The following is a 26,698-nucleotide window of genomic DNA, read 5'->3' as shown; positions in this document are numbered from 1 at the left end:
GTTTCCCTAGACTTCCTGCACGCGAGAGTCCTACGCTGTTGAAATCGTTAGGTCTCAACGGTACTGGGGGTGGTACGCATGGCTAAAGTTCGCTCGCCGTGGCGTGCCCTCCGGCCGCTTCTCCTCGCAGGTGCGGTGACCGCCACTTGGCTGACACTCTCCGCTTCAGCCGCGACGGCAGACTCTTCACGAGATTCAGGATCCCTTCTGGGCGGCCTCACGTCATCAGATTGGTCCCTGACTGCACCGTCGGCCAGCGCCGTCTCCCCCATTCTTGAGGCCGCGTCGCCGGCTCCTTCACCCACCGGACTCCTGCAGCCCGTAGTAGGCAGCGTGTCGGGCACGGCTGATCAACTGATCGCCGCCGTCCCTGTAGTCAACAGCGTGGTTCCGGCGGGGACCGTCGCGGTCGTGGCTGTCCCGATTGCCGCAGTGGTGGATACCGCTGCAGATGACCTGGTTGAGACAGTCGCCTCTCCGCTCACCGATGCCGCACCGGTTCTTGAGCCTGTTCTGAAGCCCGTAGTGGATCTGGTAGATGCGACTGTTCCGTCCGCACCGGTCAAGCTTCCCGGGCTGCTGCCGCTTGAAGAGACTGCCGTTGCCGGCGCGATCTCGACTGGCACGGACGCACCCGCTGCAGGGCACATCACAGCCGACTCCCCCGGCACTTCCGAGACCCCGCTGTCCGTTACGGGAACGTCTTCGCTGCCGGTTCCGTCCGGCACAGAAATGCACGCAGTCCCAGCAGAAAGCCCCTGGACCGCCGACGACCTTTCCACGCCACCGGCTCCGGCAGGACCTGCATCGGGAGTAGGGAGCGGCGCTTCGCCCTCCGGCGCCTCAGGCTCTGCTGTATGGCTGGACGAGTTCCGTTTAAACCTGCCGCTTTCGGGAGCCTTCCCCATCAGCGGATCACCTGAGCATGCCCCTTCACCGGTGTCATTCGACCCCGGTTCCTCACCTGACTAGTTGATGCCTCCTGCCCTTGTAATGGGCAGAACACGGCCTCCAGGCGCTGACAAGCGCCCCACATCAACTTCTCAGGAGACACCATCATGAATTGCAACCTTCGCAGGGGGCTGCTCAGCACCCTCTTTGCCGGCGGGCTACTGGCCTTCGGCGCCACCGCGGCCAGCGCCGCGGACACAACCAGCGGACCGGACCTTTCCGCATCCGCCCTGGTCTCGGCAGCGGCATCCGTTGACACGACGTCGTTGGGCCTGCTGGGTGGCCCAACGCAGTCGGATACTGCGGATGTCGCTGCCGTAGTCGACGTCAACCTTGGCCTTGGCAACGGCCTCCTCGGCAACACCAACAGCGGCGGGACCGACAGCACCACCGCCGTAGCCGCAGCGGCCGACATCAACCTCGGCCTCGGTGACGGCCTCCTCGGCAACACCAACAGCGGCGGGACCGACAGCACCACCGCCGCCGCCGCCGTAGCCGCAGCGGCCGACATCAACCTCGGCCTCGGTGACGGCCTCCTCGGCAACACCAACAGCGGCGGGACCGACAGCACCACCGCCGCCGTAGCCGCAGCGGCCGACATCAACCTCGGCCTGGGCACGTCCGGCGTTCTTGACGGCGCGAATGTTGCTATTGATGCATGCGTCATCATTGGCGGCGGCACCGATGGCTGTGGAACCCCAGGTACTGAAACCCCCGGTACGGAAATGCCCGTTACGGACACAACGGACCCGGGAACCGGCACGACGGGTGACACGGACACCACGGACCCGGGTACCGGAACTACCGGCACCACCGATCCGGGTACCGGAACTACCGGCACCACGGACCCAGGTACCGGAACGACAGGCACCACGGGAGGTGGCACGGGAGGTGGCACGACCGGTATCACTGTTGTTCCCGCCGGCACCACCCCCGGTACGGTATCTTCCGCAGCAAACACCATGGGCAACACCTCGGGCCAGGGCGGCACCGCTGCCCTGGCCAAGACGGGCATGGATGCTTCACTGATCCCTCTGGCCGCCATCCTGCTGCTTGCCGGACTGCTGATGCTCAAGCGGCGCCGGAAGGCCTAGCAGACTCCGCACTCAGCGGACTGCGACGGCTAAGACCGTCAACGCACCGGCTCCGCCGTTCGCGGCCTAGCCAACTTTTCAGAGAGGAGGTGGCCACCAGAGAGCTCAACTACCAGCGCTTGTCCTTGTGACCGGAGGTCCGGCTGAGAAAGTCCCAATCACTTCTTAGCCGGGCCGCCGGCGTGCCGGCAGACGGCTCAAAGGATGCCCTACCGGCCGGTATTATTGAGCAGGAATAGTGCCGCAGCGCACCGGGAGGAACTGGTCATGGTGGCGGATTCGCCTAGCTCAATTAAGAATGAAATGCTCGGCGGACGCTATCGGCTGGCGGACATTATTGGCCGCGGCGGCATGTCATCCGTCTACCGCGCCCGGGACGAAAACCTGGGCAGGGATGTCGCCCTGAAGCTCTTTGCCCCACAGGCACCGGATGCCAATGAGCTCAGGCGCCAGGAAGCCGAAATCCAACTGCTGGCAACGCTCAACCATCCCAGCCTGGTCACGCTGTTCGATGCAGGCATCGATACCCGTGTCCTGGACGAACCTCGGCCGTTCCTGACAATGGAGCTCGTGGAGGGCCAGGACCTCCGCAGCCGGATCAGGCATAGTGCAGTTCCCTTGGACGAGCTTGCAGTCATCGGGGCAGGCGTAGCTGACGCGCTGGCCTACGTGCACAGCGTGGGCATCATCCACCGCGACATCAAGCCCGGGAACATCCTGCTCGTGCAGATCCGTCCGGGTGAACCTTTGCGACCCAAACTCACGGATTTTGGCATCGCCAGGATGGCGGATTCAGCCCGGCTGACCGCCACGGGAACCATGGTGGGGACGGCCGCGTATCTCAGTCCGGAGCAGGCCATGGGTTCTCCCCTGTCGCCCGCCACTGATATCTACTCGCTGGGTCTGGTACTGCTGGAATGCGTCAAGCAAACCGTTGAGTTCCCGGGCAGCGCCGTGGAATCCGCAGTGGCCCGGTTGCACCGGGCACCCGAGATCCCCGCTGACCTTCCAGCGGAGTGGGCTGATCTGATCCGTTCAATGACTGCCATTGAACCGCTGGAACGTCCCGTCGCGTCCGATGTTGAATTCGTTTTGCGTCAAGCCCTGGTGTCACCCGTGTCCGCACCGGGCGAGCTCGCGCCGGAGACAACCCGCGTACTCCCGGCTATGCCGTTCAGGCCGCCGTCCATCGCCATCACCGCGGAATCAGATCTGCCTCTAGTTCGGTCCAGCAAAGGCAAGCTGGACATCACCCGCGGTCCTGACGCGCGGGCGTGGGTCCCGGACTTGTCTCGTCTCCGCCACACCGGAAGGCGCTTCTGGACTGTCACCGCACTGAGCGTGCTCGCCGCTGGAGCAGCCGCGGCGGGGCTGACCTTGAGCCTGGCACCTCAGCCAACGCCCGACGTCGTTCCTTACCCCGCCGTCAACGGCACCTTGGGCGACCACCTCAAGGAACTTCAGGAGAGCGTGGAACCATGAACCCTGCACCGAAGCACGGCGGGCGTTCGGCCACTGCCAAATGCCTGACAGCTGCAGCAGCATTTCTGCTCGCCGGTTCACTGGCAGCGTGCGGTCCGGCTGAGACCGGCCTTCAAGGTGATGCCGCCCGCCAACTCCAGGAACGAGTCCTCGGCGTCACCCAGGCCTCAGCAAATAATGACCCCGCTGGCGGATTGGCAGCTTTGGATAGCCTCGAGGCCGACCTCGCGTCCGCTGCGGGGACCGGGCAGGTTTCCGAGGAACGCCGGCGCAGCATCACGACGGCCGCCACAGCCGTCCGGGCAGACCTGACGGCGGCCAAGGCCGTAGCCGACGCCGCAGCAGCGAAGGCCGCAGAGGACGCAGCCGCTGCGCAAAAGCAGGCAGACGCCGATGCGTCCCAGAAAGCGGTCACCGCGCCCGTAGCTCCCGCACCCGATGACAGCAAGGGAAATAGAGGCAAGGGCAAGGACGGCGACTGAGTGCGGGCGGACGGACGGCACATGAGGTTACTAACCCATCTGTGCTTCATCGGCTCCCGTCGCCTAAGCGATGTCGATTAGACGAAAGAGGCGGCGCCCCGGTGTCATGTCCCGGGGGCGCCGCCTTCTAAGGTTCGGTGCCGCTTAGTTCAGGGTCGCAATGACCTTGTTCAGCGTGGCGGACGGACGCATCACGGCAGAGGCCTTGGCCTCGTCCGGCCGGTAGTAACCGCCGACGTCCACCGCTGAGCCCTGCACCGCGGCCAGCTCGCCCACGATAGTTTCCTCGTTGGCGGAAAGCTCCTTGGCCACAGCCGCGAACGATGCCGCCAGCTCCGCATCCTCGGTCTGCTTGGCCAGTTCCTCGGCCCAGTAGCGGGCGAGGAAGTAGTGGCTGCCACGGTTGTCCAGCTCGCCGGCGCGGCGGCTCGGGGACTTGTTTTCCAGCAGGAAAGTTCCCGTCGCCTTGTCCAGGGTGTCTGCCAGGACCTGCGCGCGGGCGTTGTCCGTGGTGGTGGCCAGGTGCTCGAAGCTGACGGCCAGAGCCAGGAATTCACCCAGGCTGTCCCAGCGCAGGTGGTTTTCCTTGAGCAGCTGCTGGACGTGCTTGGGAGCAGATCCGCCGGCGCCGGTCTCGAAAAGGCCGCCACCGTTCATCAGCGGAACAACCGACAGCATCTTGGCGCTGGTGCCCAGTTCCAGGATGGGGAACAGGTCCGTGAGGTAGTCGCGGAGGACGTTGCCGGAGACGGAGATGGTGTCCTCGCCCTTGCGGATGCGCTCCAGGGTGAAGGCCGTTGCCTTCACCGGGGACATAATTTCGATCTGCAGGCCCTCGGTGTCGTGGTCCTGGAGGTATTCGTTGACCTTGGCGATGAGGTTGCGGTCGTGGGCGCGGGTCTCGTCGAGCCAGAAGACGGCAGGCGTCTTGGAAGCGCGGGCGCGGGTGACGGCCAGCTTAACCCAATCGCGGATGGGGGCATCCTTGGCCTGGCAGGCGCGCCAGATGTCACCGGGAGCAACCTCGTGTTCGATCAGCACGGCGCCGGAACCGTCCACGATCTGCACCGTGCCGGCTTCCTGGATCTCGAACGTCTTGTCGTGGCTGCCGTATTCCTCGGCGGCCTGGGCCATCAGGCCGACGTTCGGGACGGTGCCCATGGTGGTGGGGTCGAAGGCGCCGTGGGCACGGCAGTCGTCCACAACAACCTGGTAGATGCCGGCGTAGGAGCTGTCCGGAAGGACCGCCAGGGTGTCGGCTTCCTTGCCGTCCGGGCCCCACATGTGGCCGGAGGAGCGGATCATGGCGGGCATGGAAGCGTCCACGATGATGTCGGAGGGAACGTTGAGGCTGGTGATGCCCTTGTCCGAGTCCACCATGGCCAGTGCGGGGCCGTCGTCGAGGCCCTTCTGGATGAGCGCCTTCACGCCTGCACGGACGTCTTCCGGCAGCTCCTCGAGGCCGCTGAGGATGGCGGCCAGGCCGTTGTTGGCGCTCAGGCCGGCGGCGGTGAGCTGCTTGCCGTAGGTCTCGAACAGTTCGGAGAAGTAGGCCTTCACCACGTGGCCGAAGATGATGGGGTCCGAGACCTTCATCATGGTGGCCTTCAGGTGCGCGGAGAACAGGACGCCCTCTTCCTTGGCGCGGACTACCTGGGCTGCCAGGAACTCGTCCAGCGCGGCGGCGCGCATAACGGTACCGTCGATGACTTCACCGGCCAGCACGGGGAAGGCCTTCTTCAGGACCTTGACCGAGCCGTCTTCGCGGACCAGCTGGATGGCGATGGTTCCGTCAGACTCGATGACCACGGACTTCTCGTTCGCGCGGAAGTCGTCAGCCGTCATGTATGCGACGTTGGTCTTGGAATCCGCGGACCAGGCACCCATGGAGTGCGGGTTCTGGCGGGCGTAGTTCTTGACGGACAGCGGCGCACGGCGGTCCGAGTTTCCCTCGCGCAGGACCGGGTTCACAGCGGAGCCCTTGATCTTGTCGTAGCGGGAGCGGACGGCCGTTTCCTCGTCCGAGGAGGGGTTGTCCGGGTAGTCGGGCAGGTTGTAGCCCTTGCCCTGCAGCTCGGCGATGGCGGCCTTCAGCTGCGGGATGGAAGCGCTGATGTTGGGCAGCTTGATGATGTTGGCGTCCGGCGTCTTTGCCAGCTCACCCAGTTCAGCAAGGGCGTCGCCGATCTGCTGTTCCGGGGTGAGGTAGTCACCGAACACGGAGATGATGCGGCCTGCGAGCGAAATGTCACGGGTCTCCACCTCCACACCTGCGGTCGAAGCAAACGCCTCGATGATCGGCAAGAACGAATAAGTAGCCAGCATCGGCGCTTCGTCGGTGTGGGTATAGATAATCTTGGACATGCGCGGGCGTCTCCCTGGAGGTCGGCTGATTTTTTTGGAAATTTTGTTCTATTTCACCACCCCCTAACTTACCCGAGGACACGGCTTTGAACCGTACTGGGGCGGCCAGACGGCCCTGCATTACAGCGGATTGGGGCATGGGAAAACGCCCGACGGCGGTGCGCACGCGCCGGGCGGCCAGCCGCCGTCGCGCCTTACCGCCGGGAGCCACCGGCACAGGTGCGGATCCGGTCAGCGCCTCTTGTGGGGTATGTCACTGGGCCAGAGCTGCACGTATTTGGGGTCCTGACGGCGCAGCTCCTCCGTCGCTGTGAACGAATGGATGGGATCAACGTCCCGCAATTGCAGGCCTGCTGCGTAGGCTTCAACATCCGGGGAAGCACTTTGGCCCCCGGCGTTGGCTGTTACGTGCCGGCCATTGACGACGGACCTTTTGGCGGACTTCCAGAAAGCAATCACGAGGGGACCCCAATTCGCTGAGAGTCCGGAGCCCAGATCGGACGTGTAACTGTATAGAGAAAAGTACCCTCCGGCGGTCGTTTTTGCCAGAGCGGCGCACCCGCACCACCAGATCCGAGCCGTGTTTGCGGACCATACTTCTGGCGTCACTACTATTTACAAACTTGTCATGTCTCGATAGGTTACATGGGTCACGCGGCTGGCTCTCCCGGGCACGCCTTCGAACGTTTTAGACAGGACAATAATGACGCGTACCAGGTCCTTGGCTGCCACCCTCCTGAGCCTTTCGGCGGCTGCCCTCCTGGCGCTGGTTGGCGCCGGAAGTGCCCATGCTGCCCCATCGTCGTCGGGCGATAAAGCAGCTCCTTCGGTGGCCAGCGCAATCGTAGACGGCACCGGGGCGGCGGACTACTGGACATCAGACCGCATGCGCGCCGCGATTCCCGGTGATGTCCTGGCCGGAAAGGCGCTGGAGCGCGGTAAATCATCCAGTGCGGCCAGTGTGCTGAAGGGACCCAAAACCAAGGTGGCGGGCACCACGGGAAAGCCCTCACTCGCTCAGCCTGCGAACCCTGTAGCCCACATCGGTAAGGTGTTCTTCACCCTCGGCGGGGCGAACTACGTCTGTTCCGGAAATGCCGTATCGGCGCCGAACAAGAGTACCGTGGCCACCGCCGGGCACTGCCTCAATGAAGGTCCCGGCGCGTTCGCCACCAACTTTGTCTTTGTACCGGCCTACGAGAATGGCGCCAGGCCTTACGGTACCTGGACAGCCAAGGCGCTTTACACCACGGCCCAGTGGAAGGGCTCCGGGGACATCAGCTACGACACCGGCTTTGCGGTCATGAGTCAGCTTGGCGGCAAGTTGCTGACCGACGTCGTCGGGGGCTCCGGCGTGGCATTCAATGAAGACCGCGGCCTTCAGTACACCTCCTACGGCTACCCGGCCGCCAAGCCCTTCAGCGGCCAACGGCTCTGGAGCTGCACTGGCACAGCCACCAATGACACCAACAACACGGCGTTCACGACCCAGGGCATCCCCTGCGACATGACCGGCGGCTCCTCCGGCGGCCCGTGGTTCATCGGCAGCGGCTCCGACGGCCTCCAGAACTCCATCAACAGTTACGGCTACAGCCCGAAACCCGTGATGTACGGCCCGTACTGGGGCGCCGCCATCAAAACGGCCTACGACATTGCCGCAGCAGCCTAGGAAATCCCCGCCTGAGAAGGCATCCGGGAACGGAACCGTCAGCCACAGCGAATCGGGCCAGACCCGCGGGGAGATCCTCGAATACTGGACCAAACAGCGAATGGCCGCTGCAAAGCCCCGGGAGCTTCGGCTTCCGGAAGGGGGTCCGCGCCTCATGCAGCGGGGCGCGGACCCGGCACCACGACCTTCCTAGAAGCTGCCCGTTAAGGCCCGACGGCGCCTGTCCCCTCAGCGGGGACAGGCGCCGTCGACGTTTAACCCTGGGCCCACGCCGGCAGGGTTCCCTGACCGAGCTTGCGAGGTTAGGGAACCGGTGGGGACTAGTGGAAGAAGTGGCGGGCACCCGTGAAGTACATGGTGATGCCGGCCGCGTTGGCCGCGGCTACGACTTCCTCATCCCGGACGGAACCGCCCGGCTGGACCACGGCGCGGACGCCGGCGTCGATCAGGATCTGCAGGCCGTCAGCGAACGGAAAGAACGCGTCGGAGGCTGCGACGGCGCCGCGGGCACGCGCGGGTGCGCCGGTCGCGTCGGCGTTTGACGCACCGCCAGCACCTTCGACGTCGGACTCCACCGAAACGCCCAGCGTGTTGGCACGCTCGACGGCCAGGCGGCAGGAGTCCAGCCGGTTGACCTGGCCCATGCCGATGCCCACGGCTGCGCCGTGATCGGCGAGCAGGATGGCGTTGGACTTGGCGGCACGGCAGGCAGTCCAGGCGAAGGCGAGGTCCGCGAGGGTCTTTTCGTCAGCGGCTTCGCCGGCGGCGAGGGTCCAGTTGGCGGGGTTATCGCCGTCGGCGTCCACCTTGTCGCTCATCTGGACCAAGACACCGCCGGAAACCTGGCGCATTTCTGCCGGGTAGCGGTCGTAGCCTTCGGGCAGGGCCAGCAGGCGGATGTTCTTCTTCTTGGAGAGGATCTCCACGGCTTCCGGCTCGAAGTCCGGGGCGATGACAACCTCGGTGAAGATGCCGGCAACCGTCTCGGCCATGGCGGCAGTGACCGTCCGGTTGGCAGCGATGACGCCGCCGAAGGCCGAAACGGGGTCGCAGGCGTGGGCCTTGGCGTGGGCGTCGGCGATCGGGTCTGCAGCATCAGCGGAACCGACGGCGACACCGCACGGGTTGGCGTGCTTGATGATGGCGACGGCGGGCTCGGCGAAGTCGAACGCGGCACGGAGGGCGGCGTCGGCGTCGACAAAGTTGTTGTAGCTCATGGCCTTGCCGTGCAGCTGGTCGGCCTGCGCGATCCCGGCCGGGGCTGCCTTGTCGACGTAGAGCGCAGCCTGCTGGTGCGGGTTTTCGCCGTAGCGGAGAACCTCGGAGCGCTCCAGCGACAGGCCGGCGTAGGCAGGCCAGTCGATGACGCCGTCGCCGTCTTCATCCAGGAACTGGCTGGCAGTCCAAGTGGCCACGGCGTTGTCGTAGGACGCGGTGTGGGCGAACGCCTTGGCGGCCAGCCGCCGACGGGTCTTCAGGTCAAAGCCGCCCTCAGCGGCGGCGGTGACCACTGAGCCGTAGAACGCGGGGTCAACAACAATCGCGACGGCGGCGTGGTTCTTCGCTGCCGAACGGACCATCGCGGGGCCGCCGATGTCGATCTGTTCAACGACATCGTCCTGCGCGGCGCCGGACTTCACGGTCTCAACGAACGGGTAGAGGTTCACCACCACCAGGTCGAAGGTTTCAATCTCCATACCGGCGAGGGTTTCCATGTGCGCGGGGACGCGGCGGTCCGCCAGGATGCCGCCGTGGACGCGCGGGTGCAGCGTCTTGACGCGGCCGTCCAGCATTTCCGGAGACCCTGTGACTTCTTCGACTTCCTGGACCGGGATACCGGCCGCGGCGATCTTCTTGGCCGTGGAACCGGTGGAGACGAGCTTCACGCCGGCTGCGTGCAGGCCCTTGGCGAGATCCTCCAGACCGGTCTTGTCGTAGACCGAGATCAGCGCCCGGCGGATGGGAACACGGTCGATGGATACACGGTCAGGCTGCGTGACGCTCACAAAAAGTCTCCGTCTGATCTCGCGGAACAGTGCCGCGGTTGGTGGGGATGGGCTCAGTTTATCGTGTTGCGCGGTTTGCCCCGCTTGCCGGCGGCAGTGTGAACGTCAGTGGGCACGGTTAGAGTTTTCACAGGAGGCTGCGATGAATACTTACACCACTGTGCCCAGCGGCGAACAGGTGGTCCAGGAACTGCCCTGGCGTTGGAAAGTCCAGGGCAGGATCTTCGTGATCGGCGGCCTCGGCTTTATGTTCGATGCCTGGGACGTGACGCTTAACGGCATCCTCATCCCGCTGCTCTCGACGCACTGGGCCCTGGCTCCCGGCGAAGTGGCCTGGGTGGGTACGTCCAACCTGATCGGCATGGCCCTGGGCGCGTTTGTGTGGGGAACCATCGCGGACACGATCGGGAGGAAGAAGGCGTTTACGGCCACGCTGCTGATCTTCTCGCTCTTCACGGTCCTGGGCGCCTTCTCCCCCGACTTCATCTGGTTCTGCGTGTTCCGCTTTATGGCCGGCTTCGGTCTGGGCGGCTGCATTCCCGTGGACTATGCGCTGGTGGGTGAGTTCACACCCCGCAAGCAGCGCGGGAAGGTCCTCACCGCGATGGACGGCTGGTGGCCGGTGGGCGCGGCCCTTGCCGGTTTTGTGTCCGCCGGCCTCGTGGCGGTGTTCGGCGACTGGCGGCTGACCATGCTGGTGATGGTGCTGCCTGCGCTCCTGGTGTTCTGGGTCCGGCGCAGCGTTCCGGAGTCTCCGCTGTTCCTCATCCGCAAGGGCCGCCGCGAGGAAGCCGCCAAGGTCATCGACGACCTCGTGGTTGCCACCGGCGCCGAACCCCGCGCCTACAGCCTGCCCGACGCGCAGGAAGTTCCGCGGCTCTCCGCCGGCAGCGCCTGGCATCAGCTGAGGCTGGTGTGGCAGTTCAACTGGAAGATCACGGCCACGGCCTGGGCCCTGTTCTTCAGCATCCTGCTGGTCTACTACCTGTCCCTGACGTGGATGCCACGGATCCTGATCGGCGCGGGCTTCGCCGAATACAAGGCGTTTGTCACCACGGCTTCCATGGCGGCTGTTGGGCTCTTGGGTGTGGGTGTTGCCGCGCTGCTGGTGGAGCGTGTGGGCCGCAAATGGATCCTGGCCATCACCGGCCCGCTGTCCGCCCTGACCCTGGTGATCGTGGCGATTGTGGTGGACATCCCCACGGCAGCCGTGTTCTGGCTCCTGGTATTCGGCTTTGTGGTGCAGATAGCGATTCCGGTGCTCTACGCGTACGTGTCTGAGCTGTACCCCACCGAGCTCCGCGGCACGGGTTTCGGCTGGGCGTCAACATTTTCGCGGCTGGGGGCTGGTTTTGGGCCCCTGATATTTGCGAACTACTTCTGGCCCGAGCTCGGCCTGGCCACGTCCTTCGCCCTGGCCGGCGGGCTGGTGCTGGTGGCCGTCCTGTGGATGGCGTTCTTCTCCCCGGAGACCAAGCAGCGCCGCCTCGAGTAGCCCCCGGAGCCGCCGGAAAATCAGGCGGCGGCGAGGGCGGCCAGGGTGTTGACCAGGAGGCGGCGCTCCACCACCTTGATGCGTTCGTGCAGCGATTCCTCGGTCTCCCCCGGTTCAACCGTGACGGCTTCCTGGGCGATGATGGGCCCGGTGTCCACCCCGGCGTCCGCCCAGTGCACCGTGCAGCCGGTGACCTTCACGCCGTAGGCCATCGCATCGCGCACTCCGTGGGCGCCGGGGAACGCAGGCAGCAGGGCCGGGTGGGTGTTGAGGTACTTGCCGTGGAACGCAGCGATGAAGTCGGCGCTGACGATGCGCATAAAGCCGGAGGAGACCACCACGTCCGGGGCGTAGGACGCCACGCGGGCGGTCAGTGCGGCATCCCATTCGTCGCGGGTGGGGAAGGAATTGAAGTTGACCACAAACGTCTCCAGCCCGGCTTCGGAGGATCGTTCGACGCCGTAGGTCCCCTCCCGGTCGGCACCCACCGCGGCGATTTCCACGTCCAGCTCCCCTGCCTTGACGGCGTCGATGACTGACTGGAGATTGGACCCGGTACCGGAAACGAGGACTACGATGCGCATGGGTCTAGCTTATGGGCACGCTCGCGTAGGCTGGAAAACATGAACAACACCCCGGAACCGGCTGGCCAGCAACGGACCAAACAGCCGCTCAGCGACGCCGCCAAGGACTCGCTCACCAAAACCCGCAACCTGTTCCGGATCTTCATTGTCACCGTGCTGGGCGCCTTCTTCGTCTACCAGCTCGACGTCAGCTACCTCTGGCTCACCGGCATCCTGACCGCGGCGAGCTTTGTGCTGGGTGTCCTTCTGCTGGTCAGGTCGGCCAGGCTCAAGGAGTCCAAGCTGGTCCTGTTCGGCACCATCTCGGGGCTGGTGGTATCGCTGATCATGCTGCTGGTCATCCTGGCCACGGCGTTGTTTTTCCGCCAGGTCCAGGACTTCCAGACTTGCTCACGCGAGGCCCTTACCGACCAGGCGCTCTCCAATTGCCGGGTCCAGCTGGAAAGCTCGCTGCCGGGTCTCCGGTAGCAGCCACACCACTGGCAGCCACACCAGCAGCCGCCACGAAAGTCAGCGGGCCAGTTCCGCTTCCTCATCCACGTGCTGCTGGCGTTCCAGCCACGGTCCGGCCGCGTAACCGATCACGACGCCGATGCCCACCTCCGCGGCAATCCAGAGTCCCATCCACAAGGGGTCGGGTCCGATGGCCGTGAGGCGGCCCAGCCCGGCGGAGCCGCGGGCCAGCCAGGCCAGGCCCGCGGCCAGCAGCCCGGACACACCGCCGACCAGCGCTCCGAGGGCAAGGGTGGACACCGTGGCCGTGAACCAGCGCGCGTCAATCTTGATGGAGAGCCACTCGTCGAAGTGGTTTTCGCCTTCGCGCAGGAACCACCAGCCGGCCAGGATCCCCGCCAGAACGGGCAGCACCAGCGCCACGAACCCGTAGTCCAGCGGACCCGACGGGATAGCGGCGAAGACCGGAATGGACGGCAGCGGCCCAGTGGCGGTGCCCAGCGGCCCCACCTGCGAGCCCACGCCCAGGGCGAAGCCCGAACCCGAGACCCAGGCCAGCGCAAAAACCACAAGGTTGGGCAGATACCCAAGCTGCGCGATGGTGAGGGCGGCACCCCCTACCGCGCCGGCGTCGAGCGCTTCATAGACAGCAATCACCAGGTTCCAGTGGATAAAGAAGTCCACGGCCAGGAGCACACCTGCGAGCGCAAAGGCCGCCAGAAGAGCCACACAGCCCGCCTTCGCCGCGGAGCCAAAATAGGAGCCGGCCCAGCGGGAATGCTGGCTGGTGCGCGAGATCCAGTCGACGGCGTCGACGCCGATCAGCCGGCTCCATGAGCCTGCCTCGCGGCGGGCGCCGATCACCATGCCGAGGGCGAACGGGACGAGCGGGATGAGCATTGCCAACCAGATGTTAATGACGACGTCGGCCGTGCGGCACACAAAGCCGGTGGCAGCGCCGAACGCCGAGTAGACCACCCAGGACCCGAGCAGCGCCTGCCACAGCTGGTCCGTATAGGAGGCCCGGGCCAGGCGCCGCCCCGCACGCCAGGCGAGCAAAAACGGGATCAGGGTCAGGCCGAGGGGCACCAGGGTCAGCAGGCCGGAGCCTGGACGGCCGGCCGCACCAGCCTCGCCGGAGACCACGGCGAGCTGCAGCGGCACCCCGTGAATCAGCAGCCAGCCCTGCCCGGCGAGTCGGGCCAGGGAATCAAAAGCGGTGTTCTCGAAGCCCGCAGTGGCCCACACGGCCACAATGGGAACCACCGCCAGGAGCGCGGAGATGATGGCAGCCTGCGCCGTTTCGAGGCCTCCCTGCAGCCACAAGGGCATGGGAAGGCCTCGGTCTCCGGTCTGATCAGCGCGCAGTTTCATCGTGTCCCATGGTGTCACGGCCGGGGCTTCGGACCGGGCTTCGACAGGCTCATTCTCCCTGCGAGACGCGCCTCACCAGAGTTCGTAGTCCGCCTCGCTGAACGCGAACCCGCGACGGGTGCGGAGGTGGGCGCAGGCCATCCAGCCCGGCTCCCGCGAACACACCATGTTGCACTGCCTGTCGGGGCGCCTCGTCCGGGTCGCTCATGTCGCTGGGCAGATGTCCCCATCCGGGCCTGATTCGGCGCTTTTTCCGCGGGTCCGCCGTAAAATTGGAATGTCCGCAATCAGTGGTTGGAGGCAGAAAAAATGACTACCGCATCCCCACATGCACACGTTCATTTTGGGCGCGCAGACGTCCAGAATGCCGGCATGGGAGTAGGTATCCTGTTGTTGGTGGTGGGTGCCCTGGGCTTTATCCCCGGCGTCACCACCCAGTACAGCGAATTGATGTTCCTGGGACCTGATTCCCATGCCATGTTCCTTGGGCTGTTCCAGGTGTCCATGCTGCTCAATATTGTGCAGCTGGCCATCGGCGCAACGGGCTGGGCGATGTCCCGGACCGAACATGGCGCACGGAACTTCCTCATCGGAGCAGGCGCGCTGTACATCATCCTCAGCATTTTCGGGCTCAGTGTCGGCGTTGACTCGGCGGCCAACTTCCTGTCGTTCAACATGGCTGACAACTGGACCCACCTGGTGCTGGGCGTAGCGATGATAGCTGCTGGCTGGCTGTTCTCCAGGAACATGTCCGGCGAGAGGAAATAGCCCGGAAATGACAAGCCGGGATACGGGAGCCGCGAATGAGAAATGATCAATAAGTTCTGAATTTTCGTCCTACTCGCCGGTGCAGTTGCCGCGTTCCGCGAACAGCTGCACCGGCTTCTTGGTGCGCGACGGCGGTGAAAACTAATGCTGGACGGCGGCCGGGGCCGAGCGTACGCTAATCGGCGAGGGGGGAATCGGATGGGGGCGATACTGCGGGCTCGTTGCCGCTCCGCGTCCCGGCCTGTCTTGTTGGCCCTCCTGGTCGCGCTGGCGTGGCTCGTCTGGGGAGCCGGAACAGCCACCGCGTCCAGCCCCGTCCCGGATGCCGGAGACCTCCTGAAGCCGGCTTCCGCGGCACTTGCGAAACCGCTTCCTGTACCGGCGCATCCCGCCGTGGTGAGCTCAAGCGGAACTGCACTGGCAACCGCAACGTCCCTGGCGGATTCGGCCGCGGCCGCCGCAAACGCGTTGGCTGCCCCTGCGCTGCCGGCGGTCACCGGCACTGTTGATACTGCCACTGCTTTGGTGCCCGGGCTTCCCGATCTGCCGCTGGTACAGGCGCCCCTCCCGCTTCCCCTCCCCGATGTCCTGCCGCTGCCTGAGCAGTTGCCGCCGCTCCTGCCCGCGCCTGGCATCGCCCCGCTGCCTGGCCTGCCGCGTACGACGACGGCACCCGGCCCCCTGCCGACGGCGGCACCCAGCCTCCCGGCGTCGAGCGCGGCTGCGAAGGGCAGCATTGCGAGCGTTAGCCCGGCACCGGCACGCCCTGTTAGCCTGGCGGCCACCAACACCCCGAGGTTCGGCTTCGGCCCGGCCCAGGACCGGTCAGGCTTGGCCTCTCCGCCAGAGGCATCGGCAAGCCCTACCGGCCCCGAAAACGGGCCGCAGAACCCTGACCCGCGGACTCCCCCTGCCTTAGCAAATGGCGCCGGGACGGCCAGTTCCGGGTCAGTCGGAGGCTCCGAGGGTGCGGCTGACCTTGGCGGGTCCTGGCCGTCCCTCCCCACAGCCAACAGTGGACCACATCTGTCCGGCGCCGTGACGCTGCCGGCCGGTCCTTCCTTCGACCCCGGCTGCTCACCCGACTGAACAGGTCATCTCTGCCCTTTTCGCGGCAGACCATGACCACCCGCGCACCACCGGCGCGCGGACACCACGTTCAGTCAGGAGAATCTGTCATGTCCATCTACAGCGCTGTTATCAACCGCTCCCACGTCATCTCGACAGTGGGCAACTGGCCCGACCCCATGCGCAAGCTCGGCTAGCTCCAGGTGCGGTGGGCGGCTGAGACCGCCGCCCACCCGCCCAGACAACACTCCTGTAAAAACCTTCACCTCATATAAGATGAATCGCTGACCGCTAGCAGGCAGCAATTTGAGCAGAACCAGGCGGTGGTGCGCACCGCCGTCGAACGCCGTGAACGTGCCATTCGGCAGGGTAAAAGACTCCTCTACAAACACGTTCCGAGAGCAGGGCAGATCCGCGCTGGACTTCTTCACGTGGGGCAAGACCGTCTACACCGGCGTGTAGCCAGCCGTGACGTACGTGATCGCGCAACCGTGCGTGGATGTGAAGGACAAGGCGTGCATCGAGGAATGCCCGGTGGACTGCATCTACGAAGGCGAACGCTCGCTCTACATCCATCCGTCCGAGTGCGTGGACTGCGGGGCATGCGATCCGGTGTGCCCCGTGGAGGCAATCTATTATTCGGACGACGTCCCGGATGAATGGGCCGACTATGTCCGGGCCAACGTGGATTTCTTCGAGGACCTGGGATCCCCGCAAGGAGCCGCCGGCCTCGGGAACCTGGGCCGCGACCATCCGGTGGTGGCCACCGAGCCGGTGGTCGCGGTTGTCCGCGGGTGAGGCTGCAACAATGGCCCCATGAGCGACATCATCCTGGGCTGGGACCCGGCCGGCTGGAACCGCTGGAACTACCCGGCTGTTACTGAACAGGTCGCCGCGACAGGGCTGCACCTGGAGCCCTGGAGCGTGGACCGGGGCGTTGCCCCCGGCACCGGCGTGTGGCTGCTCCTGCTGGGAGCGCACGGCCCCGGCCTGATCGGCCATGGCGTTGTCCTGTCGGGGCAGCCCGGGCACCCGGATCAAGCGGCCTCGTCGGGCCAGCCTGAGTTCACCGTGCAGGTGGCGTTCGATGCGCTCCTGCCGCTGGGCGACCACGTGCCTGCTGCGGTCCTCGACGCAGCGGTGCCCGGCGTCGTGTGGGACAGCGCCGAAACCGGGGGCATGGCGCTGGAGTCCGGCGACGAAGCCGCGGTCCGGGCGCTCTGGGCCACTCACGGACCGGCACAAGGATCTGACCCAACCCAACCTGTGCCCGGCACGTACCCCGAGACCGCCGTCGTCCGTGTCACTGCCAACCGCTACGAGCGTGACCCCGAGGCCCGGCGGGCGTGCATCGCGCACCGCGGCAGCAGGTGCGCGGCCTGCGGGTTCTCCTTCGAACTGGCGTACGGCGAGCTCGGCAAGGACTTCATCGACGTCCACCATATGGTGCCGGCGGCCCAACTCGGCGGCGGCTACCAGCTGGATCCGCTCACGGATCTGGTTCCGCTCTGTGCCAATTGCCATGCCATGGCCCACCACGGAGTCAGCACGCCGCGCACGCAAGCAGAGCTGCGGCAAATCATGGCCACCGCCGGATACCTCCGCGGAACCACCGTTGCCCCTGAGGAGATTGAGGCCCAGCGCGTTGCCCGCGAGATCCTCGGCAAATAGGAACCGGTGATCGGGCCGGTCGAGATCCAGCCTGTTGAAACCCCACGCAACAGCCCGCGCTCTGGACTCTTGGGCGGGCGCCAACCAGACTGTCTACAACAGCTGGCCAGCAGGCCGAGATTGGAGACACGCAATACCGGCAAGGCCTGAGCAGCTGCCATTATTGGGGCCGTCCTGGGAGGCCTGTGCCGCACGCGAAAGGACCTCGTCATGCCGGATCTGTCAGCATTCTTCCCGCTTCTTGCCGCGATTATCGGGGCAATACTGGTGGTCGGCTTTGTCTGGGCGGCCATCAAACTGATGTGGAAAGTGGCGGAGCCCAATGAGGCACTGATCATCTCCGGCCTGACCCGCGGAACCCTGGAAACCCGGGCCGGAATGGACTTCAAGATTGTCACCGGAAAGGGCGCCCTGGTATTTCCGGGCCTGCAGACCGTCCGCACGCTTTCCCTGACGCTGAATGAAACGGAGCTAAAGGTTTCCTGCGTGACTTCGCAGGGCATCCAGGTGATTGTGGAAGGCGTGGTAATTTACAAAATCGGTGACGCCCCGCCGTTCATCGCAAATGCGGCCAGGCGTTTCCTGGGCCAGCAGCCCAAAATGGAAAGCCAGGTCTACAACGTCTTTGAGGGCCACCTGCGGTCCATCATCGGAAGCATGACCGTGGAAGAGATCATCCGCGAACGGGACAAGCTGGGGTCCCAGGTCCGCAGCGCCAGCGGAGTGGAAATGGAGAAGCTGGGTCTGGTGGTGGATTCGCTGCAGATCAAGGACCTGCAGGACCCCACGGGGTACATCCAGAACATCGCCAAGCCCCACATTGCCCAGGTCAAAATGGAGGCCCGGATCGCGGAGGCCACGCGGAACCGTGAGGCGGCCGAGAAGGAAGCCGAGGCGGCTGCCATGATCGCGGACGCGCAGAGCGTTTCGGCCATCCGGCAGTCGGTGGCGCAGGCGAACGCCGAGCGGGCCAAGGCCGAGGCCGCCCAGGCGGGACCGCTGGCGGATGCGACCGCCCGGCAGCACGTCGTCGTCCAGGAAACGGAAGTGGCCAAGCTTGAGGCGGACCGGGAGGAGCAGAAGCTCCAGACCACAGTCCGGAAGCCCGCCGACGCCAAGGCTTACGCCAAGCGCACCGACGCGGAGGGCCAGAAGGCGGCGGACATCAGCGCCGCCGAAGCGCTGGCCCGCCGCACGGAACTTGAGGCCCAGGCCAACGCCCGCCGGACGGAACTGACTGCGCAGGCGAACGCCACTGCCGCGGCGGCCGCGGCCGGTGCCACGAAGGTCACCGGCGAGGCCGAAGCCGCTGCCACCAGGGCCCGTGGTGATGCCGCGGCATCCGCCATCAAAGCCAAGGCGCTGGCCGAGGCAGACGGCATCAAGGCGCGGGCCGAAGCGCTCGGGACCAACCAGGACGCCGTCATTTCGCAGCAGCTGGCCGAAAACATGCCGGCCATCATCGCCGCAGCGGCCGAGCCTTTCTCCCACGTGGGGCAGATGACCGTGCTGAACGGCGGCGAGGGCGTGAACAAGATGCTGGGCGGCATCCTGGCCCAGGTGGGCGACTACCTTCCTGCCTTGTCCTCGGCACTGAAGAACAGCCGGGAAGGCAAGCGCCCCGCGAAAGGCCCCGATGCATAGAAACGTTGACCGGAGCCTGACCGGCAAGATCGGCCGCGTGACCGGGCGCATTGGGCCGGGAACCCTCGGCGAGGTCATGCTGCCCTACCTGGGCGGCACCAACGCGTTCCATGCCCACCCCTTCGACAAGACGAGCGTCTTCGCAGTCGGTGACGAAGTGCTGGTCATCTATTTCGAGCCGCCGCAAACGGTCTATGTCGATGAACTGCCGGACGTGCTGCGGCACGGTGAAGACGGCTGACCCCATGCGCTGATCTGTTAACCCAACCTTTCCCTCGACTCAACCCGGGTGACCCCGCCCCGACAGGCGCCGCGCCCACCGTGGAGGGGTGAGGATCGCAATTGTTGCCGAGTCATTCCTGCCGCTGATGAACGGAGTGACCCACTCCATCCTGAGGGTGCTTGAACACCTGGAGGACCAGGGCCACGACGTCCTGGTCATCGCCCCTTCCACCTATGCTGTCGCCGAGTTCGTGGGACCGGCCGAGGTGGTTCACGGCGCGACGGTGCACCGGGTTCCCGCGGTTCCCCTGGCGGGATACACCAACGTGCGAGTGGCGATGGGCGGTGTGTACCGGGTCAAGCGAATCCTTGCCGACTACGCACCCGACGTTGTCCACCTCGCATCGCCGTTTATCCTCGGGTGGCGGGCAGTGCAGGCCGCGCATCAGTTGGGGATCCCCACCATAGCCATCTACCAGACCGAGGTTCCCAGCTACGCCGCCCGCTATGGTGTGCCGTTCCTGGAAAACTGGGCGTGGAGCCGGGTGGAGAATATCCACCTGCTCGCCACCCGGACCCTGGTGCCGTCCACCTTCGCGCTGAACCAGTTGCGCGGCCGCGGGATTCCGCGGGTGGGCATGTGGCGGCGCGGTGTGGATACCGCGCGGTTTTCGCCGGAAAAGCGCGACGCCGGGTGGCGGACAACGGTTGCCCCGGGCGGTGAGCGCATCATCGGCTACGTCGGCCGGCTGGCCATCGAAAAACAGGTAGAGGACCTCACCGCGCTCGCCAACGTCCCGAACACCAAGCTGGTGATTGTGGGCGATGGACCCCAAAAGTCCTTCCTGCAGGAAGCCCTGCCGGACGCCGTGTTCACCGGGTTCCTAGGCGGTGAGGAGCTGGCGAAGGCGGTGGCGTCCTTCGACCTTTTTGTCCATCCCGGCGAGTTCGAGACGTTCTGCCAGACCATCCAGGAGGCCATGGCATCGGGGGTGCCGGTGGTGGCCACGGGCCGCGGCGGACCCCTGGACCTGGTGGAAAACTCCCGTACAGGCTGGCTGTACCAGCCCGGCGACCTGGCCGGTTTCCGGGCCCGGGTGATGGACCTCATGGGCGACGACGCCAAGCGCCGCGCGTTCGCCAGGACAGCGCACGCCTCGGTCCAGGCGCGGACATGGCCGGTGCTCAGCGCCGAACTGGTGCGTCAGTACCAATCAGTAATCGCCGGCGAACCGTTGGCTGAAACCGTCGAAACCAAGAGCCGCCGCCCGGTGGTTGAGCCCGCCCAAACCAAAAGTGGAGCGTCCCTGTGAAAATATCGGTGATCGGCTGCGGCTACCTCGGCGCCGTGCACGCCGCGACGCTCGCGTCCATGGGCCACACCGTGGTGGGCATCGACGTGGACGCCACCAAAGTGGACCAGCTGGGCCGCGGCCAGGCCCCCTTCTTCGAACCCGGCCTGGACGAACTGCTCCGCGACGGACGCAGCACCGGCCGCCTCACGTTCTCCACCGACGTCGCCGCTGCCGCCGGCGCCCAGGTCCATTTCCTGTGCGTGGGGACGCCGCAGTCCAAGACGTCCGACGGCGCCGACCTCACCTTCCTCGTTTCCGCCACCGAGGCACTGCTCCCGCACCTGGCGAGGGGCGCCGTCGTCGTCGGTAAATCAACGGTGCCCGTGGGCACGGTGGACATGCTCCAGAACGTCCTCGCGGGGCGGACGGACGTGCAGCTGGGCTGGAACCCCGAGTTCCTGCGGCAGGGCACTGCAGTGAAGGACTCGCTGGTGCCGGACCGGCTGGTCTACGGTGTGGCGGGCGGACGCGCCGCGGCCTTCAACACCAAAACCGGGGCGCCGCGTGCGGTGACGGCTGCGCTGGATGCCGTTTATGAGCCGCTGCTGAACGCCGGCATCCCGCGCCTGGTGTGCAACTTCGCCACGGCGGAGCTGATCAAGTCGGCCGCCAACGCGTATCTGGCCACCAAGGTCAGCTTCATCAACGCCATCTCCGAACTGTGCGACGCGTCCGGCGCGGACGTGGCCGAACTCAGCGAGGCCATGGGCATGGACCCGAGGATCGGGAACCGCTACATGCATGCCGGGCTGGGCTTCGGCGGCGGGTGCCTGCCCAAGGACCTCCGCAGCCTCCGCAGCCAGGCCGCGGCTCTGGGCGTGGACCCGGTGAACGACTGGATGGGTGTGGTGGATGCCATCAACGTCCGCCAGCGGACCCGGACGGTGTCCCTGGCCGGGGAACTGTGCGGCGGCGGGCTCTCCGGACGCGCGATCACCATCCTCGGAGCCTCCTTCAAACCGGAGACCGATGACATCCGCGACTCCCCCGCCCTGGACGTGGCGGCCCGGCTGGCAGCGGCCGGCGCGCATGTGACGGTGACGGATCCGAAAGCCGTCAACCACGCGTGGCTGCGATATCCGCAGCTGCGGTTCGAAGCCTCCGCGACGCGGGCCTTGGAGGGTGCCGAGCTGGTGCTCCTCCTTACTGAGTGGGACGAATACCGGCGCCTGAGCCCTGCCGCTGCGGGCGCTTTGGTGCGGCGGCGGGTGATCCTGGACGCCAGGAACGTCCTTGATGCTGCTGCCTGGCAGGCGGAGGGCTGGGTGGTCCGCGGCCCTGGCAGGCCTGCGGGGGCAATTCCCATCACATTGCCGACGCGGGCCGGCTGAGTACCGTTCCGGCAAAATGATGGCGGCCCGCTGGATGCGGGCCGCCATCATGTGGACCGGGGTGCGGAGCCCGAAAACGGTCCAGGATTTGCGGGGAGGGGCGCAGTCCAAGTTCGGTGTCCAGCAGTGTGCTGTACTGGCGAAGGTATTCGTGTGCCGCGGCAACGTTACCTTCGTCCAGGCAGACGTCGATGAGGACGGCGTGCACTGATTCGCGCAGGGGCTCAATGGCCTTGGCACGGAGTGCGGCGTCGATGGCTTCCGGATAGCGGCCCAGTTTCCGGAGCCGGACGGCGAGCGCTTCCAGCGCATGGAGCTGCAGTTGCCTGAACCGCTCCCGTTCCACCAGCAGCCAGTCTTCATCCCAGGACGGCAGGAGATCTCCGGTGAGCGGGGAGCTGTTGATATCGCCGACGGCCAGCTCTTCGCCATCAGACAGGAGCCGGGCGGCCTGGTCCCGGCATTGCTGCAGGTCCACGGTAACCTCCGGGCCCAACGCCAGTTCATTCCGTCCCGCCGGCACCAGGTCCTGCCGGATGGAACGAATTCGCCACAGCGCGGTACGCAGGCTTCCGTGCGCATGGTCAACGGACGAGTCAGCCCAGAGCCTGCTGACCAGGGCGTCCCGCGAACACTTCACGCCGTCCTGCCGGGCCAGCGCCAGGAAAGCGAGGACCCGCTGGGCGTGAAGCGGCAGCCGGATCCGGTCTTCGGCCAGGAAAAGCGAAAAGCCGTTCAGGAGATACAGTCTCGGCTGGACATCGGCAACGGGTGCCGGGAGGGAGGGTGCAGACGTCATTGAAGGATCCATGTTCAATCGGACACAGAAAAGTATGGGAGACCGGCCACGGTATTTGCGTGGCGATGATCAACATCACTACGCAATGTTGATGCCCGCTAAGGCTTTGGGGCGGATCATGTCCGCCATGACTGCCGAATACTCCGTGATCGTACTGCGGGCCTGGCGTAACCCACAAGGGCTGATTATCAGGGTGATGACCACAGACGGGACGCGACGCAGCTGGGTGGTTTTCGGTATGGCAAACCTGGTTGCCCTTTTGGAATCACTGACCTCCGATGCCGAACCTCCCGGTCCCGGCACAACAGCAGAAGTTACTACAGACGGTTGACGCTGGCACATACAACGCCGCCCCACTCTGGAATCCCCATCCTGTAAGGAGGCTGTCATGGACGTCCAGTCCGGCTTCGCCAGCGAGGCGCTCTTCTCCGGCCTGTCATTGGCCGAACCTCCCGCTGACCCGGCCAGTCCCCAGGCCGTGCCGGAGGCCACCCTGAATTCCCCCTTCCCGGCCCGTTTCATCGCCGAGGCTTTCGCGCCTGAGGTGGAGGAGGGTGCCGCGTTTTTCGCGGAGCTGGAGGACGAAGACTTTGCTGATTCGCTGGAGCAGCTCATCAACGATGCCGCCGCCCACCAGCTTGCCGACCAGCGGAACTGGTCCTCCCTCCCTGCCGAGGCCGATGCGAGGGCCTCGCTCGAGGACTGGATCGAACCAGTGGCGACGGAAGCCGAACGCGCCCTTGACGGGTTCGCCGAGCGGTTGCTGGGCCGGGACATCTACGGCTTGCCCGCGCAGGACTTCGAGCAGCTCCTGGACGCGGCCAGCAACGAAGCCCAGTACGGATTGACCGGCTATGAGGACTTCCTCGGCGGCATCATCCGGGCCGGCAAGAAGCTGGTGAGCGGCGCCGTCGGCCTCGTCAAAAAGGGTATCGCGGCGGTGGGCAAGGTCCTGCCGGTAAACCTGCTGCTGAACAAGCTCAAAGGCCTGGTGCGTCCGCTGCTCAAACGCGTCATCAGTGCCGCCATGAACCGGCTCCCGGCCAGCGTCCGGCCACTGGCCCGCAAGCTCGCCGCGAAGCTCGGTGTAGCAGAGGCCGAAGCTAAGGACCATGCCTCGGCCGAGGGCTTGGCCGAAGTCTTCGAACTCGAAGTCGCCGCGCTGCTGTACGCTCCCGAGGCGGAGGAGGAGCTGGGTGAGAGTTTCTTTGAGCCGCGGGAATACGAGTCGACGGATTCGCTGGCCGCCCTGGACACGGCGCGGGCCAAGTTCACGGAGCGGCTCGCAGCCATGCCGGACGGCAGCACGCCGTCGGCGGAAGTTGAGCAGTTCCTGCCGGCAGTGATGGCCGTGCAACCGCTGATCAAACTTGGTATCTCGATCATCGGCCGGCAGCGGGTAGTGAAGTTCGTCGCGGACATCCTCGCCAATCTGGCCAAGGGCCTGATCGGCGAAGGTCCCGCCCGGATGCTGGCCACTCCGGTGGCAGACCTGGGGCTGAAGGTTTTCGGATTCGAGGCGGAGGCGGAGTCGGACCGGATGCGGGCGGCGGAGGCGGTGGCATCCACCGTGGAGGGGGCCACACTGCGGCTCCTGGAACTGCCTGAGGCCGTGTTCGAGGACCAGCTCCAGCTGGCTGCGGCCGTGCAGGAAGCCTTCGTGGAAGCCGCCGCCGCGTACCTGCCGGACAAGGTCCTGCACCAGGACCTGCCGGAACGTGAAACAGCCGGCGAATCCGGGGTGTGGGTGCTGATGCCCCGCTCAGCCAAGCCCCGCTACCGGTTCCGCAAATACACCCGGGTTTTCGCCATTCCCATCACCCGTCAGGCAGCGCGGGCCATCCGCTGGTCGGACGGCGGCACCCTGGAGGGGCACCTGCTGGACCGGGGCGTGCGGCGGTGGCCGCTGGAAGCGGAAGTGGACCTGTTCGAGGCCATCCCCGGCACCCAGTTCGGCCACCTGACCCAGGACGAGGCCACGGATGAGGCCCTCGCCGCGGACAGCAGCGAGTTCCAGCTCCTCACACCGGAGATCGCCGGACTGCTGCTGCGCGAACCCGGACTGGGCAAGGCCTCCGCTGCAGGCCCCGCCGTGGGACGCGCCAGGCCGGAGGTGGGACGCCGGTACTTCCGGATCCGCTCGGCTGCCCTCGGCCGGATCAACCGGACGAAGCGGCTGGCACGGCGGCTTCGGGTTGTGCTGGAACCGTCCAAGCGGCGCCTGCTTGTGCAGCTGCGGCTCTCCGAGCGCCAGGCCCAGCAGCTCCTGACGCTCCTGCAGCCACCGTCACCTACGGCCCGGCGGGATCTTCCCTCGGTGCTGGCGGCGCTGCGGCAGCTGTACGAACCCCGGCTGCCGCAGATCCTGGCGGCCCGGATGGTCCGGCACGCGCTGGCAAAAGATGCCGCCGAAGCGGCAGCGCCGGTAGAGGCCCTGCTCAAGGCCCTGGCCGCGGCACTGTCCAAGTTCCTCACCCAGCGGGCTGCCCAGCTGGCAGCGGCGGTGGCGGAGCCGGCCAGCGGCATCACCATCTCCCTCACGTTCCAGGACCTCACCAAGGAAAAGCTCGGCGCAACAGTCCAGCTGCCCGAGGTGGCAGTGCAGGCGGGGTGGAAGTCCGTTGGCCAATGACTTCGCCGCGGAAAAGGACGCCCTGGCCCTCGAGGTGCGGCACTGGTCCCGGGCCAGTACCGCACTGGCGGACCTGGAGGTCCTCGCTTCGTCGGCCTCCTGGCAGGCGCTGGAAAGCTACATGGGGCTCAGCATCCGAACCAGCCTCCGCACGCTGGCCACAGGCGTCGCCGCCGAGGCTGGTGTCCTTGCCGCGAGGCTCACCACGGCCACGGCGCCCGCGGAGCTGGCAGCAATCCGCACCGGCATGCTTCGGCTGAGGCGCCGGTACGAACAGGTGGAGACCGTCCTGGATTTCTACGGTGACGCAGTAAATACCCGGACAAGCCCGCGCCTGGGCGCCGTGCTCCGGGGGCTGGATGCCTTAGCCGTGGACAGCATGGACCGGGTTCTGCGGCCCCTGGGCATGAGCACTCCGCCGGTCCTGACCTACTTGGACAAAGGGATCGGCGCGTCCATCCTCCGCTCCGGCGCACGGCTCTGGGACGCATCCCTCTCACCGGTGGCAGCTATCAAGATCACCCGGCACAATCTGTGGCGCCCCACCTCCTTAATTCACGAGACAGGCCACCAGGTGGCGCACATGACGGGCTGGACGGCAGAACTTGGGTCAGCACTGTACAACCGGATGGCTCCGGTCTCCGTCCTGGCCGCCGAAAGCTGGCGCTCCTGGGCCAGTGAAGTGGCCGCCGACGTATACGCCTTTGCGCTCCTAGGCTACGCACCCCTGCCAGCCCTGGCCACGGTGGTGGATGGTCCCACCAGCAAGGTCTTCCGGATGCCGCCGGGCGATCCGCATCCGTTTGGCTGGGTGCGCGTGCTGTTCAATGTGGGCTTGTGCCGGTCCTGGTTCGGGCCCGGGCCGTGGGACGGCATCGCGCGGACATGGATGCTCCGCCACCCAGTGGAGAAGGCATCGCGGGACGTCCAGGCCATCTGCCGGGCGAGCCTGGCCCAGCTGCCGGCCTTGGCGGACGTGTGCACCCGCATGCCGCTGCGCGCGTTCGGCGGCGCGTCGCTCGCGTCGCTCGCGGACCCGCGGGCTGTTGCCCCGGCGGAGCTTGCCCGACTGGCCGAAAGGGCGGGCGCTTCCCTCTACACGTCCAGCTACCTGCAGCGCCTGGAGGCGATGCGCGTGCTGGCCTGGACGGTGCTTAACGGGCAGTCAGCCACCGGGTCCGACGACGGCGTCGAACTTTGGCTCCGACGGATCGGCGGCGCTGCGGCCGCCGCAGCCTGACCCACCCAACAGAA

At 66.2% G+C, this 26,698-nt stretch carries 23 protein-coding genes; 18 read left to right on the top strand and 5 right to left on the bottom strand.

Annotated features, from left to right (window positions below; genetic code table 11):
• Positions 1 to 78: 78 nt before the first annotated feature.
• The 4 genes from ASG77_RS15975 (at position 79) to ASG77_RS15960 (ending at position 4,009) form a co-directional block, all read left to right on the top strand.
• Entirely contained in the window at positions 79 to 972 is an 894-nt protein-coding gene (locus ASG77_RS15975) for a hypothetical protein (protein WP_156380350.1), read from the top strand.
• An 86-nt stretch (positions 973 to 1,058) separates the two neighbouring features.
• Positions 1,059 to 2,045, top strand: coding sequence for an LPXTG cell wall anchor domain-containing protein (locus tag ASG77_RS15970; RefSeq protein ID WP_056347228.1), 987 nt, complete (start codon positions 1,059 to 1,061; stop codon positions 2,043 to 2,045).
• Between the two features lie 267 nt (positions 2,046 to 2,312).
• Entirely contained in the window at positions 2,313 to 3,527 is a 1,215-nt protein-coding gene (locus tag ASG77_RS15965) for a serine/threonine-protein kinase (protein ID WP_056347226.1), read from the top strand.
• On the top strand, positions 3,524 to 4,009 hold the full coding sequence (locus ASG77_RS15960; RefSeq protein WP_056347224.1) for a hypothetical protein: 486 nt from the start codon (positions 3,524 to 3,526) through the stop codon (positions 4,007 to 4,009). Before ASG77_RS15965 ends, ASG77_RS15960 begins: the two co-directional genes overlap by 4 nt.
• Positions 4,010 to 4,153: 144 nt before the next feature.
• Here the strand turns inward: ASG77_RS15960 and ASG77_RS15955 are convergent, their stop codons facing one another.
• Positions 4,154 to 6,373, bottom strand: a complete 2,220-nt coding sequence (locus ASG77_RS15955) for an NADP-dependent isocitrate dehydrogenase (RefSeq protein WP_056347222.1) — start codon at positions 6,371 to 6,373, stop codon at positions 4,154 to 4,156.
• A 703-nt stretch (positions 6,374 to 7,076) separates the two neighbouring features.
• On the opposite strand from ASG77_RS15955, the gene ASG77_RS15945 reads away from it, so the two are divergent.
• A complete protein-coding gene (locus tag ASG77_RS15945; RefSeq protein ID WP_156380349.1) occupies positions 7,077 to 8,042 on the top strand; it encodes a trypsin-like serine peptidase in 966 nt (321 codons plus the stop codon).
• 320 nt (positions 8,043 to 8,362) lie between these two features.
• Here ASG77_RS15945 and purH read toward each other — a convergent pair whose 3' ends face one another.
• Positions 8,363 to 10,048, bottom strand: a complete 1,686-nt coding sequence (purH, locus tag ASG77_RS15940) for a bifunctional phosphoribosylaminoimidazolecarboxamide formyltransferase/IMP cyclohydrolase (protein ID WP_056347216.1) — start codon at positions 10,046 to 10,048, stop codon at positions 8,363 to 8,365.
• A 142-nt stretch (positions 10,049 to 10,190) separates the two neighbouring features.
• On the opposite strand from purH, the gene ASG77_RS15935 reads away from it, so the two are divergent.
• Positions 10,191 to 11,543, top strand: a complete 1,353-nt coding sequence (locus tag ASG77_RS15935) for an MFS transporter (RefSeq protein WP_056347214.1) — start codon at positions 10,191 to 10,193, stop codon at positions 11,541 to 11,543.
• Between the two features lie 20 nt (positions 11,544 to 11,563).
• Here ASG77_RS15935 and purN read toward each other — a convergent pair whose 3' ends face one another.
• On the bottom strand, positions 11,564 to 12,127 hold the full coding sequence (gene purN / locus ASG77_RS15930) for a phosphoribosylglycinamide formyltransferase (RefSeq protein ID WP_056347212.1): 564 nt from the start codon (positions 12,125 to 12,127) through the stop codon (positions 11,564 to 11,566).
• A gap of 39 nt (positions 12,128 to 12,166) precedes the next feature.
• Here purN and ASG77_RS15925 point away from each other — a divergent pair, with 39 nt between their 5' ends.
• A complete protein-coding gene (locus ASG77_RS15925) occupies positions 12,167 to 12,595 on the top strand; it encodes a hypothetical protein (RefSeq protein WP_056347210.1) in 429 nt (142 codons plus the stop codon).
• 42 nt (positions 12,596 to 12,637) lie between these two features.
• Here ASG77_RS15925 and ASG77_RS15920 read toward each other — a convergent pair whose 3' ends face one another.
• Complete coding sequence (locus tag ASG77_RS15920; RefSeq protein ID WP_056347208.1) at positions 12,638 to 13,954, bottom strand: cell division protein PerM; 1,317 nt, start codon at positions 13,952 to 13,954, stop codon at positions 12,638 to 12,640.
• Positions 13,955 to 14,263: 309 nt separating this feature from the next.
• Between ASG77_RS15920 and ASG77_RS15915 the strand changes: the two genes are divergently transcribed.
• The 9 genes from ASG77_RS15915 (at position 14,264) to ASG77_RS15880 (ending at position 22,013) form a co-directional block, all read left to right on the top strand.
• Complete coding sequence (locus ASG77_RS15915) at positions 14,264 to 14,722, top strand: DUF4383 domain-containing protein (RefSeq protein WP_056347206.1); 459 nt, start codon at positions 14,264 to 14,266, stop codon at positions 14,720 to 14,722.
• 246 nt (positions 14,723 to 14,968) lie between these two features.
• A complete protein-coding gene (locus tag ASG77_RS15910) occupies positions 14,969 to 15,811 on the top strand; it encodes a hypothetical protein (RefSeq protein ID WP_162254945.1) in 843 nt (280 codons plus the stop codon).
• Positions 15,812 to 15,843: 32 nt separating this feature from the next.
• Entirely contained in the window at positions 15,844 to 15,987 is a 144-nt protein-coding gene (locus ASG77_RS22035; protein WP_156380348.1) for a hypothetical protein, read from the top strand.
• Positions 15,988 to 16,258: 271 nt separating this feature from the next.
• Positions 16,259 to 16,588 carry a ferredoxin gene (fdxA, locus tag ASG77_RS15905; protein WP_056347202.1) on the top strand — a complete coding sequence of 110 codons (330 nt, stop codon included), beginning with the start codon at positions 16,259 to 16,261 and terminating at the stop codon, positions 16,586 to 16,588.
• 18 nt (positions 16,589 to 16,606) lie between these two features.
• The gene (locus ASG77_RS15900) at positions 16,607 to 17,461 is read left to right on the top strand and encodes an HNH endonuclease (RefSeq protein ID WP_056347199.1); all 855 of its coding nucleotides are present in this window, start codon (positions 16,607 to 16,609) and stop codon (positions 17,459 to 17,461) included.
• A 210-nt stretch (positions 17,462 to 17,671) separates the two neighbouring features.
• Positions 17,672 to 19,105: a flotillin family protein gene (locus ASG77_RS15895; RefSeq protein WP_056347198.1), complete on the top strand. Its 1,434-nt coding sequence runs from the start codon at positions 17,672 to 17,674 to the stop codon at positions 19,103 to 19,105.
• Entirely contained in the window at positions 19,098 to 19,346 is a 249-nt protein-coding gene (locus ASG77_RS15890; protein WP_082576089.1) for a hypothetical protein, read from the top strand. The genes ASG77_RS15895 and ASG77_RS15890 overlap by 8 nt, the downstream gene beginning before the upstream one ends.
• A gap of 88 nt (positions 19,347 to 19,434) precedes the next feature.
• Entirely contained in the window at positions 19,435 to 20,640 is a 1,206-nt protein-coding gene (locus ASG77_RS15885) for a glycosyltransferase family 4 protein (protein WP_082576088.1), read from the top strand.
• Positions 20,637 to 22,013 carry a UDP-glucose dehydrogenase family protein gene (locus ASG77_RS15880; RefSeq protein WP_056347196.1) on the top strand — a complete coding sequence of 459 codons (1,377 nt, stop codon included), beginning with the start codon at positions 20,637 to 20,639 and terminating at the stop codon, positions 22,011 to 22,013. Before ASG77_RS15885 ends, ASG77_RS15880 begins: the two co-directional genes overlap by 4 nt.
• Here ASG77_RS15880 and ASG77_RS15875 read toward each other — a convergent pair.
• Positions 21,988 to 22,812, bottom strand: a complete 825-nt coding sequence (locus tag ASG77_RS15875) for an AfsR/SARP family transcriptional regulator (RefSeq protein ID WP_056347194.1) — start codon at positions 22,810 to 22,812, stop codon at positions 21,988 to 21,990. The genes ASG77_RS15880 and ASG77_RS15875 overlap by 26 nt on opposite strands.
• 388 nt (positions 22,813 to 23,200) lie before the next feature.
• Here ASG77_RS15875 and ASG77_RS15865 point away from each other — a divergent pair, with 388 nt between their 5' ends.
• Together ASG77_RS15865 and ASG77_RS15860 are read left to right on the top strand one after the other, a co-directional pair.
• Positions 23,201 to 25,444 (top strand): hypothetical protein, encoded by a 2,244-nt coding sequence (locus tag ASG77_RS15865; protein WP_056347190.1) that lies wholly within the window; start codon positions 23,201 to 23,203, stop codon positions 25,442 to 25,444.
• Positions 25,434 to 26,684 (top strand): hypothetical protein, encoded by a 1,251-nt coding sequence (locus ASG77_RS15860; RefSeq protein ID WP_056347188.1) that lies wholly within the window; start codon positions 25,434 to 25,436, stop codon positions 26,682 to 26,684. Before ASG77_RS15865 ends, ASG77_RS15860 begins: the two co-directional genes overlap by 11 nt.
• Positions 26,685 to 26,698 lie beyond the last annotated feature (14 nt).

The organism is Arthrobacter sp. Soil762 (genome assembly GCF_001428335.1).
Taxonomy (GTDB): domain Bacteria; phylum Actinomycetota; class Actinomycetes; order Actinomycetales; family Micrococcaceae; genus Arthrobacter.
Note: the sequence above shows the minus strand (reverse complement) of the source record. Positions and strands in the feature narration are given on the sequence as shown.